This window comes from Enterobacter sp. SECR19-1250, from assembly GCF_013391025.1.
Lineage (GTDB): Bacteria > Pseudomonadota > Gammaproteobacteria > Enterobacterales > Enterobacteriaceae > Enterobacter > Enterobacter cloacae.
The window spans coordinates 1-10,346 of record NZ_JACASJ010000002.1; the positions used below are offsets into that span (position 1 = coordinate 1).

Here is a 10,346-nt window from a genome sequence, read left to right on the forward strand (position 1 = left end):
GATTTTTTCGACAGAGTGGCACTTTTCTCCACCAACCAGTCATGCAGGGATATCAGCAACGGTTTACTTCGGGACCGTCTGGCGGCCAGCCGCTGAGATGCCGGAAGGCCGCGTATTTCCTCTTCTATCGCGTATAACTCACTGATGCGCTTCAGAGCCTCCTCTGCTGTGGCCGTCCGGGTGCTGATATAGACGTCATGGATTTTGCGCCGCGCATGAGCCCAGCATGCCGCTTCTGTCAACGGGCCACCTTCACGCTCTGCGCTGAACAACCTGTCGTACCCTGCGAAGGCATCTGCCTGCAGCACGCCATGATAGTGCCGAAGATGTTGCTGAGGGTGTTTCCCCTGTCGGTCCGGTGAGAAGGCGAACCATGCCGCTGGCGGATCTGATGAACCCGCGCTTCTGTTATCACGGACATATGTCCAGATACGCCCGGTTTTCGTCTTCTTTCTGCCCGGCGCCAGCACGGGCACCGGAGTGTCATCCGTATGCAGTTTGCGGCAGTCCATCACGTAGTGGTAGAGGGCTTCATCCAGCGGGGCCATTAACCGGCAGCACGCATCCACCCAGTTGGAGAGCAGCGCACGACTCAGATCCACACCCTGACGGGCAAAGATTTCGCACTGGCGATACAGCGGCAGGTGTTCACAGTATTTGGCCGTTAACACGCGGGCCAGCAGACCCGGCCCGGCGATGCCCCGGTCGATAGGACGTGAGGGCGCTGGCGCTTCAACGACGCAGTCGCATCGGGTACAGGCCTTTTTCACTCTGACCGTGCGGATCACTTTCAGGGCGCTGGAGACCAGCTCCAGTTGCTCCGCGCTGACTTCGCTGAGATAGGCCATATCACTACCGCAACCAGGACAGCTGGTTTCAGCTGGCTCCAGTCTGTTTATTTCGCGGGGAAGATGTTCCGGTAACGGGCGACGATGACGGGACTGGCGCAACTGACGCGGAACCTGCTGATCATTGTCCCGGCCGTTGTAACGATCGCTTTGCTGCTCCTGCTGTTTCAGCAGGGCTTCGGCTTCTTCGACCTGCCGGCGTAGCTTTTCTGAACGGGTACCGAACAGCATTCGGCGCAGTTTTTCTATCTGAGCCCGCAGATGTTCTATTTCACGCTCTTCGTTCTCTATTTTCTCTTCTGCGCGGGCCAGCGCCGAACGCAGGAACGACTCAGTCTCAGCAACGAGACTGAGCTGGCTGTCTTTCTGGCGAAGCGCGTCTTCCAGCGCAGCGATACGGGCGAGATAGTCCTGACTCATGACCCCATTTATAATGCGGTCATGCGCTTTTTACAACATCGTCAGTGAGTTAAGGCGTGCAGTTTTAGGTTGCCGCCAGTCCAGCTTATCGAGGAGCATGGCGAGTTGTGAGCGGGTGATGGCGATTTTGCCGTCGCGTACAGCAGGCCAGACGAACTGTCCCTCTTCCAGACGTTTGGTAAACAGACACAGACCGTCAGCATCAGCCCAGAGGATCCTCACGGTGTCACCTTTACGACCACGGAAGATAAACAGGTGGCCGGAGAACGGATTGTCATCAAGAACATGCTGGACCAGTTCGCCCAGACCATTGAAGGACTTACGCATATCGGTGACCCCGGCAACCAGCCAGATACGAGTGCCTGACGGTAAGGGTATCATCGGCTCCTCCCGCTCAGCTCGCGGATCAGCGTTTTCAGAAGTGCAGGTGATAAATCCCCGGACAGACGCAGGCTGGCACCGCCGACAGTCACCTCGCATGTCATGGCCTCGCGGCAGGCTGGAGCGGCGGATTCATAGTGCGGCTCAGCATGGTGTGACAGGACCATATCAGGCAAGACAACGGGGATAACAGAGTCTTGCTCTCTGATTGACCGTTGTATTTCATCGGGCAGAAGATGTCTGTAACGCTGGCGCCAGGTAAACAGCAGATTGTCATTAATTCCATTATCCCGCGCCAACCGGGCAACACAGGCTCCAGGCTGATATGACTTTTCGACGAGAGCCAGCTTAAAGTCCATTGAGTAGGACGCCCGCGCCCTGCGGGGCTGAAGAGTGTTTGACATTGATAGAGTCCATTAACGTTAATAAGAGGACTCTATCATCGTCAATCGTTAGTAATCGCAACAGGCGGCAGTGGCTTGACGCTTACCATCTTTCCTGCTTTCGCGGGCAGCAGTGGAAATGGCAGGGGCTAACATTGACCGTTCACTGGCCACCGGCTGGATCCACTGCCCAGGGTAACAATCGCTCCTGCGTGGTTAAAATTGATGACGGTGAGCAGAGTGTTTTGCTGACAGGGGACATTGAAGCGCAAGCGGAACAGGCTATGCTTAGCCATTACTGGCGTTATCTGACGTCAACGGTGATACAGGTGCCACACCATGGCAGTAATACCTCCTCATCGTTGCCGCTGGTACAACGGGTGGGAGGCGAAATCGCGCTGGATTCTGCGGCCCGTTACAATGCGTGGCGATTCCCGTCAGTGAAGGTGGTGAAGCGTTATCGAAAAGAGGGCTATGTCTGGCACGATACCCCACATTCGGGCCAAATATCGGTGACGTTTTCGCAACATGCCTGGCAAATCCGACGGTTGCGGGAGCAATATTTACCGCGTTGGTATCATCAGTGGTTTGGCGCGCCCGTCGATAACGGGTAGAATATGCGGCTATTTCAACAGATGCTGGTTTTTTGAATGCATAACGACAAAGATCTCTCCACGTGGCAAACCTTCCGCCGACTCTGGCCGATGATTGCACCTTTTAAAGCAGGTTTAATCGTGGCGGGTATAGCGTTAGTTCTCAACGCAGCCAGCGATACTTTTATGTTATCGCTCCTCAAACCGTTACTGGATGACGGTTTTGGTAAAACGGATCGCTCAGTGTTGCTATGGATGCCTCTGGTGGTGATCGGACTGATGATCTTACGCGGTATCACCAGCTATATTTCCAGTTATTGCATCTCCTGGGTGTCAGGAAAAGTGGTCATGACAATGCGCCGTCGGCTGTTCAGCCACATGATGGGCATGCCGGTGGCCTTCTTTGACAAACAATCGACAGGTACGTTGTTGTCACGTATCACCTATGACTCAGAACAGGTGGCATCCTCTTCCTCCAGCGCACTGATTACCGTTGTGCGTGAAGGTGCGTCAATTATCGGTCTGTTCGTGATGATGTTCTATTACAGCTGGCAGCTGTCGCTGATCCTCATCGTGCTGGCTCCGGTTGTTTCTGTCGCGATCCGCGTCGTCTCAAAGCGTTTTCGCAATATCAGTAAGAATATGCAGAATACGATGGGGCAGGTGACCACCAGCGCTGAACAGATGCTGAAAGGACATAAAGAGGTGTTGATTTTCGGCGGGCAGGAGGTCGAAACAAAACGCTTCGATAAAGTCAGCAACAAAATGCGTCTGCAGGGGATGAAAATGGTCTCGGCCTCTTCAATCTCTGATCCCATTATTCAGCTGATTGCCTCTCTGGCTCTGGCATTCGTCCTGTATGCGGCAAGCTTCCCGAGCGTAATGGAAACGCTGACGGCGGGGACCATCACCGTTGTGTTCTCTTCCATGATTGCGCTGATGCGTCCGCTGAAGTCGCTGACCAACGTTAACGCCCAGTTCCAGCGCGGGATGGCAGCATGCCAGACGCTGTTCAGCATCCTGGATTCTGAGCAAGAGAAAGACGAAGGTACTCGCGTCATTGAGCGCGCAAAGGGCGATGTCGAATTCCGCAACGTGACCTTCACTTACCCTGGCCGTGAAGTTCCAGCATTACGTAACATCAACCTGACCATTCCGGCAGGCAAAACCGTTGCACTCGTCGGCCGTTCCGGTTCGGGTAAATCGACGATTGCCAGCCTGATTACCCGTTTCTACGACATCGATCAGGGTGAAATTTTGTTAGACGGTCACGACCTGCGGGAATACACCTTGCAGTCGCTGCGTAACCAGGTTGCGCTGGTGTCTCAGAACGTGCATCTGTTCAACGATACTGTTGCGAACAACATTGCCTATGCGCGCACTGAAGAGTACAGCCGCGAGCAGATTGAAGAAGCCGCTCGCATGGCCTATGCCATGGACTTTATTAACAAGATGGACAACGGCCTGGATACCATCATCGGTGAGAATGGGGTTCTGCTCTCCGGTGGTCAACGCCAGCGTATCGCCATCGCCCGTGCACTGCTGCGTAACAGCCCTATTCTGATCCTTGACGAAGCAACCTCTGCTTTGGATACAGAATCTGAACGTGCAATTCAGTCTGCGCTGGATGAACTGCAAAAGAACCGTACATCACTGGTGATTGCGCACCGCCTGTCAACGATTGAACAGGCTGACGAAATCGTTGTTGTGGAGGATGGGGTCATTGTAGAACGCGGTAGCCATGCCGATTTACTGGCACAGCGTGGTGTTTACGCTCAGCTCCATAAGATGCAGTTCGGCGAATGATTGCCCGCATCTGGTCCGGTGAGTCCCCGCTGTGGCTGCTGCTTCTGCCGCTCTCCTGGCTGTATGGTCTGGTGAGCGGCATTATCCGTCTGCTTTACCGTCTGGGGCTAAAGCGGGCGTGGCGTGCGCCAGTGCCGGTTGTCGTGGTGGGCAACCTCACGGCAGGGGGGAACGGTAAAACCCCTGTGGTCATCTGGCTGGTTGAGCAACTGCAAAAGCGCGGCATCCGCCCCGGCGTGGTGTCGCGAGGTTACGGCGGCAAAGCGGCGCACTATCCACTGCTCCTGACGCCGGACACGACGACCGCCGAGGCGGGGGATGAGCCGGTATTGATTTATCAGCGCACTGGCGCGCCTGTCGCAGTCTCTCCGGTGCGTAGTGATGCTGTTCAGGCGTTGCTTGCCGAACACGACGTGCAAATAATTATTACCGATGACGGTCTGCAGCATTACGCGCTGGCGCGTGATAAAGAGATTGTGGTCATTGATGGCGTCCGCCGTTTTGGCAACGGCTGGTGGCTGCCTGCAGGCCCCATGCGTGAACGCGCTTCGCGCCTGAAGTCCGTGGATGCGGTGATTGTTAACGGCGGTGTGGCACAGCCGGGGGAGATCCCGATGCAACTCCAGCCAGGCATGGCAATTAACCTGTTGACCGGTGAACGACAGGCCGTTTCCCGGCTACCGGCGCTGGTCGCGATGGCTGGTATTGGTCATCCTCCGCGTTTCTTCGCAACGCTGGAACAGTGTGGTGCCCGCCTTGAAAAACGTGTTCCGCTGGCCGATCACCAGGTGCTGGTGGCGGAGCAGGTAGACGCGTTGACAACATCCGGTCAGACATTAATTATGACCGAAAAAGATGCGGTGAAATGCCGCGCTTTTGCGAAAGAAAACTGGTGGTATCTGCCGGTTGACGCTGAACTCAGCGGCGAGCAACCGGAACACTTGCTCCAGGAACTGATTGCGTTGGTGCATTAAGAGCTTACGCGGTTCTGGTGGCGCTTTGACTGACAGGAAAACGCATGTCTTTACCGCAACTCTCGCTTTCAGCCGCACGTAACTTGCACCTTGCCGCGCAAGGACTTCTTAAAAAGCCCCGTCGCCGCGCGCAGCCTGCCGATATCCTCACTACCGTGCAACGCATGTCGTTGTTGCAAATCGACACCATCAACATTGTGGCTCGTAGCCCCTACCTGGTGCTGTTCAGCCGGCTGGGCAATTATCCGCCTCAGTGGCTCGATGATGCGCTCAGCAAGGGAGAGCTGATGGAATACTGGGCACATGAAGCCTGTTTCCTGCCCCGCAGCGATTTTGCCCTGGTTCGCCATCGTATGCTTGCCCCGGAAAAAATGGGCTGGAAATACCGGCAGGCGTGGATGCACGAGCATGCGGCTGAAATTGAGCAGCTCATTGCCCATATCGCGGAAAAGGGGCCAGTACGTTCCGCGGATTTTGAACATCCACGAAAAGGGGCAAGCGGCTGGTGGGAATGGAAACCGCACAAGCGTCATCTCGAAGGGTTGTTTACATCAGGCAAGGTGATGGTAGTCGAGCGGCGTAATTTTCAACGGGTGTACGACCTGACGCAGCGGGTGATGCCTCACTGGGACGACGAGCGCGACCTGCTCACACAGGAGGCAGCCGAAGCCGTCATGCTTGAAAACAGCGCCCGCAGTCTGGGTATTTTCCGTCCGCAATGGCTGGCCGATTATTACCGTCTCCGACAGCCCGCGCTGAAACCGTTGCTGGATAACTGGCAGCGTGAACAGCGGGTTATCCCGGTCTCTGTAGAGAAGTTGGGCGAGATGTGGCTGCATGCGGATTTACTCCCGCTGCTGCCACAAGCTGAAGCAGGTAAACTTCAGGCAACCCATAGCGCGGTGCTGTCACCTTTTGATCCGGTGGTCTGGGACAGAAAACGGGCCGAGCAGCTGTTTGATTTCAGCTACCGGCTGGAGTGCTACACTCCCGCGCCAAAGCGCCAGTACGGTTACTTTGTTTTGCCCCTGCTGCACAAGGGACAACTGGTAGGGCGCATGGATGCCAAAATGCACCGTAAAACCGGCACGCTAGAGGTCATTGCGCTGTATCTGGAAGAGGGCGTCAGGATAACCGCGCCCCTGGAAAAAGGGTTAACATCCGCCATTAATGATTTCGCCTGCTGGCAGAAGGCCTGCGAAGTGACGCTGGGCCGCGTGCCTGACGGACTCTTTACATCCTGTCGAAGTGGCTGGGAAACAGGCACGCCCTGAAAAGGGAATGTGATAAGCTTTAGCGATTACCCATACGGAGGAACTATGGATCACCGTTTACTTGAAATTATTGCCTGCCCGGTGTGCAACGGCAAACTCTACTATAGCCAGGACAAACAAGAGCTGATTTGCAAACCGGACAGCCTGGCTTTCCCGCTGCGTGACGGTATTCCGGTACTGCTGGAAAACGAAGCCCGCTCCCTGGTAGCTGAAGAGAGCAAACCATGAGCTTTGTCGTCATTATTCCTGCCCGTTACGCCTCAACGCGTCTGCCGGGTAAGCCGCTGGTAGATATCAACGGCAAGCCAATGATTGTGCATGTCCTTGAACGCGCCCGTGAGTCCGGCGCTGACCGTATTATCGTGGCCACCGATCATCCTGATGTTGCGCGTGCGGTTGAAGCCGCAGGCGGGGAAGTGTGCATGACCCGCGCCGATCACCAGTCTGGTACTGAACGACTGGCTGAAGTGGTTGAGAAATGCGCATTCAGCGACGATACGGTAATCGTTAACGTGCAGGCCGACGAACCGATGATCCCGGCGGCGATTATTCGTCAGGTGGCGGAAAACCTGGCGCAGCGTCAGGTTGGCATGGCAACTCTCGCGGTACCTATCCACCACGCGGAAGAAGCGTTCAACCCGAACGCGGTGAAGGTCGTGACGGATGCGGAGGGCTATGCGCTCTATTTCTCCCGTGCCACCATCCCGTGGGATCGTGATCGCTTTGCGGTGTCCAAAGAGACCATTGGCGATACCTTCCTGCGCCATATTGGCATCTACGGCTATCGCGCGGGCTTTATTCGCCGCTATGTAACCTGGACACCGAGTCCGCTGGAGCATATTGAAATGCTGGAACAGCTTCGTGTGCTCTGGTACGGCGAAAAGATCCACGTTGCCGTCGCCGAAGTGGTGCCTGGTACAGGCGTAGACACCCCAGAAGATCTTGAGCGCGTTCGCGCTGAATTGCGTTAATCCTTGCGGCATCCCTCTTTTGGGAGGGATGCACTCCTCCGTTTATTTACTCTTATCTTTTCCATAATTGATCTCCGCAGGGTGACATCTGCGTCCTGCGCGCTCATTATAAAAGCAGTAGTCTTAATGGGGGTAATCTCATATGGAACAGCTGCGTGCCGAACTGAGTCACCTGCTTGGCGAGAAGTTAAGCCGGGTGGAATGTGTAAGTGAAAAGGCAGATACCGCGCTCTGGTCGTTGTACGACAGTCAGGGAAACCCAATGCCGCTGATGGCCCGAAGCTTTACCTCGCCGGGTGTGGCCAGGCAGCTCGCCTGGAAAATTTCAATGCTCGCGCGGCAAGGAACCGTGCGTATGCCGACGGTTTACGGAGTGATGACGCATGAAGAGCACCCCGGTCCGGATGTTCTGCTGATTGAGCGTTTACGCGGAGTATCCGTTGAAGCCCCGGCGCGTACACCGGAGCGCTGGGAACAGCTGAAAGACCAGATTGTGGAGGCTCTGCTGGCCTGGCACCGGCAGGATAGCCGTGGCCTTGTGGGACCCGTCGACAGCACTCAGGAAAATCTCTGGCCGCTGTGGTATCGCCAGCGGGTGGAGGTGCTGTGGGGAACGCTTAATCAGTTCAACAACACCGGCTTGACCATGCAGGATAAACGTATCCTGTTCCGCACCCGGGAGTGTTTACCGGCGCTGTTTGAGGGCTTTAACGACAACTGCGTGTTGATACACGGTAATTTTACCCTGCGTAGCATGCTTAAAGATTCTCGTAGCGATCAGCTTCTGGCAATGCTGGGGCCAGGGGTCATGCTCTGGGCTCCGCGCGAGTATGACCTGTTCAGGCTCAGCGACAGCGCGGCCGCTGAAGGCTTGCTGTGGCACTATCTGCAGCGCGCGCCCGTTGCGGAGGCGTTTCTCTGGCGGCGCTGGCTTTATTTATTGTGGGATGAAGTGGCGCAGCTGGTGAATACCGGACGTTTCAACCGCGCCAACTTTGACCTTGCGACAAAATCACTCCTGCCCTGGCTCGCCTGAGGAGCCTTTCAGCCACTGCCAGACGCGTCCCAGCGTCTCATAGCCGACGCGATCGCTATGCATCAACCACATCGGGGACGGGATCACCCGTTCCCATGGGTTGAGCGGGGCGTTAATGGCCATCTGGTTCGCCGGCGCGGGAAGCGGGTGCAGTCCTTGTTTTTCGAAGAAAATCATTGCCCTTGGCAGATGCGAAGCAGATGTAACCAGTAAGAACGGAACATCGCCAATAGCCTGTTTCACCGCTGCGGCTTCTTCTTCGGTATCTTTCGGACTGTCCAGCGTGATAATAGCGGAGCGCGGCACGCCGAGGGATTCCGCCACCCTGGCGCCGGCTTCAGCCGTGCTGACCGGGTTGGTTTTGGCTGGCGCGCCGGTGAAGATCATTTTTGATCCCGGATTAGCCAGCCACAGGCGAATACCTTCGTTCAGGCGCGGCAGGCTGTTATTGATCAGGTTGGAGCTGGGGGCCCAGTTTGGATCCCAGGTATACCCACCGCCCAGCACCACGATGTACTCCACTTTCTGGTTTCCCTGCCAGGTTGGGTAGGTGTTTTCGATGGGACGTAACAGTTTGTCTGCGACGGGTTGCAGGCTCAGCAGCAGCAGTACCAGCCAGCCGAAGGTGATCAGCGTTTTGCCACTTTTCTGAAAGCGACTAAACCACACCAGCCCCAGCCCCAGCGCGATGATGAGCAGCAGTAGCGGAAGGGGAAGCATCATGCCTCCAATGTATTTCTTCAGGGTAAAAAGCATCCTTTTTGGTTCCTTTTTTAACCATATAGCAGGCGAATACCCGTGATATTACACCAGAGAGGTTCATTCTCCGCGCGGGTGTGACAAAATAGCGGTTTTGCAGTTAGCGAGTGGAACTCTCCCAATGCGGGATCGCAATTTTGATGACATCGCGGAAAAGTTTTCGCGCAACATATACGGCACCACAAAAGGGCAGTTACGTCAGACGATCCTCTGGCAGGATCTGGACACCATTCTGGCCACGTATGGCGGTCAAACGTTGCGCGTGCTTGACGCCGGAGGCGGTGAAGGGCAGACGGCCATAAAAATGGCTGAGCGCGGTCATCACGTCACACTTTGCGATCTTTCTGCTGAGATGGTTGCGCGTGCCACGCGTGCAGCAGAGGAGAAAGGTGTGAGCGACAACATGCATTTTGTACAATGCGCCGCTCAGGACATCGCACAGCATTTGGAAACCCAGGTTGATCTGATATTGTTTCATGCGGTGCTGGAATGGGTAGCCGATCCGTTAAGCGTGTTACAAACCCTGTGGTCGATGCTACGCCCGGGCGGTACGCTGTCGCTGATGTTCTACAATGCTAACGGCTTCCTGATGCACAACATGGTTGCGGGCAACTTCGACTATGTTCAGGTCGGAATGCCGAAAAAGAAAAAGCGCACGCTTTCCCCGGACTATCCGCGCGATCCCCAGCAGGTTTACGGCTGGCTGGAAGAGATTGGCTGGCAGATAACCGGGAAGACGGGCGTCAGGGTGTTTCATGATTATCTGCGTGAAAAACACAAACAGCGTGACTGTTTTGACACCTTAACAGAATTAGAAACGCGGTATTGCCGTCAGGAACCGTTTATCAGTCTTGGCCGCTATATTCACGTCACCGCGCACAAGCCGCAGATGCAAGGATAA

General features: G+C 55.6%; 11 protein-coding genes and 1 pseudogene. 8 read left to right on the plus strand and 4 right to left on the minus strand.

Features of this window, described 5'->3' with window-relative positions; all coding sequences use genetic code 11:
• The 3 genes from HX884_RS00610 to HX884_RS00620 form a co-directional block, all read right to left on the minus strand.
• Nucleotides 1-1,268 (minus strand): IS66 family transposase (locus HX884_RS00610; protein ID WP_178327466.1); only part of this gene is annotated, 1,268 nt, incomplete at its 3' end.
• Between the two features lie 30 nt (nucleotides 1,269-1,298).
• Complete coding sequence (tnpB, locus tag HX884_RS00615) at nucleotides 1,299-1,649, minus strand: IS66 family insertion sequence element accessory protein TnpB (protein WP_021567584.1); 351 nt, start codon at nucleotides 1,647-1,649, stop codon at nucleotides 1,299-1,301.
• Nucleotides 1,646-2,053, minus strand: a complete 408-nt coding sequence (locus HX884_RS00620; protein ID WP_048242260.1) for a transposase — start codon at nucleotides 2,051-2,053, stop codon at nucleotides 1,646-1,648. The genes tnpB and HX884_RS00620 overlap by 4 nt, the downstream gene beginning before the upstream one ends.
• 86 nt (nucleotides 2,054-2,139) lie before the next feature.
• On the opposite strand from HX884_RS00620, the pseudogene HX884_RS00625 reads away from it, so the two are divergent.
• The 7 genes and pseudogenes from HX884_RS00625 to HX884_RS00655 all read left to right on the plus strand — a co-directional run.
• Nucleotides 2,140-2,646: pseudogene (locus HX884_RS00625) on the plus strand (MBL fold metallo-hydrolase); the annotation flags it as partial.
• A gap of 36 nt (nucleotides 2,647-2,682) precedes the next feature.
• Complete coding sequence (gene msbA, locus HX884_RS00630) at nucleotides 2,683-4,431, plus strand: lipid A ABC transporter ATP-binding protein/permease MsbA (protein ID WP_178327467.1); 1,749 nt, start codon at nucleotides 2,683-2,685, stop codon at nucleotides 4,429-4,431.
• Nucleotides 4,428-5,405, plus strand: a complete 978-nt coding sequence (lpxK, locus tag HX884_RS00635; RefSeq protein ID WP_178327468.1) for a tetraacyldisaccharide 4'-kinase — start codon at nucleotides 4,428-4,430, stop codon at nucleotides 5,403-5,405. The genes msbA and lpxK overlap by 4 nt, the downstream gene beginning before the upstream one ends.
• Nucleotides 5,406-5,449: 44 nt before the next feature.
• A complete protein-coding gene (locus tag HX884_RS00640) occupies nucleotides 5,450-6,679 on the plus strand; it encodes a winged helix-turn-helix domain-containing protein (protein ID WP_178327469.1) in 1,230 nt (409 codons plus the stop codon).
• A gap of 45 nt (nucleotides 6,680-6,724) precedes the next feature.
• On the plus strand, nucleotides 6,725-6,907 hold the full coding sequence (gene ycaR, locus HX884_RS00645; protein WP_013097300.1) for a protein YcaR: 183 nt from the start codon (nucleotides 6,725-6,727) through the stop codon (nucleotides 6,905-6,907).
• The gene (gene kdsB / locus HX884_RS00650) at nucleotides 6,904-7,650 is read left to right on the plus strand and encodes a 3-deoxy-manno-octulosonate cytidylyltransferase (protein ID WP_178327470.1); all 747 of its coding nucleotides are present in this window, start codon (nucleotides 6,904-6,906) and stop codon (nucleotides 7,648-7,650) included. Before ycaR ends, kdsB begins: the two co-directional genes overlap by 4 nt.
• Nucleotides 7,651-7,792: 142 nt before the next feature.
• Nucleotides 7,793-8,686: a YcbJ family phosphotransferase gene (locus HX884_RS00655; protein WP_013097298.1), complete on the plus strand. Its 894-nt coding sequence runs from the start codon at nucleotides 7,793-7,795 to the stop codon at nucleotides 8,684-8,686.
• Here HX884_RS00655 and elyC read toward each other — a convergent pair.
• On the minus strand, nucleotides 8,663-9,442 hold the full coding sequence (gene elyC, locus HX884_RS00660) for an envelope biogenesis factor ElyC (protein ID WP_020689709.1): 780 nt from the start codon (nucleotides 9,440-9,442) through the stop codon (nucleotides 8,663-8,665). The two genes, HX884_RS00655 and elyC, sit on opposite strands and share 24 nt — an antisense overlap.
• 124 nt (nucleotides 9,443-9,566) lie before the next feature.
• Here elyC and cmoM point away from each other — a divergent pair, with 124 nt between their 5' ends.
• Entirely contained in the window at nucleotides 9,567-10,346 is a 780-nt protein-coding gene (gene cmoM, locus HX884_RS00665) for a tRNA uridine 5-oxyacetic acid(34) methyltransferase CmoM (protein WP_013097296.1), read from the plus strand.

Excerpts from the sequence above, each read along its gene's own strand:
- tnpB (WP_021567584.1), bottom strand. The coding sequence starts at position 1,649 with ATGATACCCTTACCGTCAGGCACTCGTATCTGGCTGGTTGCCGGGGTC.
- HX884_RS00620 (WP_048242260.1), bottom strand. The coding sequence starts at position 2,053 with ATGTCAAACACTCTTCAGCCCCGCAGGGCGCGGGCGTCCTACTCAATG.
- msbA (WP_178327467.1), top strand. The coding sequence starts at position 2,683 with ATGCATAACGACAAAGATCTCTCCACGTGGCAAACCTTCCGCCGACTC.
- lpxK (WP_178327468.1), top strand. The coding sequence starts at position 4,428 with ATGATTGCCCGCATCTGGTCCGGTGAGTCCCCGCTGTGGCTGCTGCTT.
- HX884_RS00640 (WP_178327469.1), top strand. The coding sequence starts at position 5,450 with ATGTCTTTACCGCAACTCTCGCTTTCAGCCGCACGTAACTTGCACCTT.
- ycaR (WP_013097300.1), top strand. The coding sequence starts at position 6,725 with ATGGATCACCGTTTACTTGAAATTATTGCCTGCCCGGTGTGCAACGGC.
- kdsB (WP_178327470.1), top strand. The coding sequence starts at position 6,904 with ATGAGCTTTGTCGTCATTATTCCTGCCCGTTACGCCTCAACGCGTCTG.
- HX884_RS00655 (WP_013097298.1), top strand. The coding sequence starts at position 7,793 with ATGGAACAGCTGCGTGCCGAACTGAGTCACCTGCTTGGCGAGAAGTTA.
- elyC (WP_020689709.1), bottom strand. The coding sequence starts at position 9,442 with ATGCTTTTTACCCTGAAGAAATACATTGGAGGCATGATGCTTCCCCTT.
- cmoM (WP_013097296.1), top strand. The coding sequence starts at position 9,567 with ATGCGGGATCGCAATTTTGATGACATCGCGGAAAAGTTTTCGCGCAAC.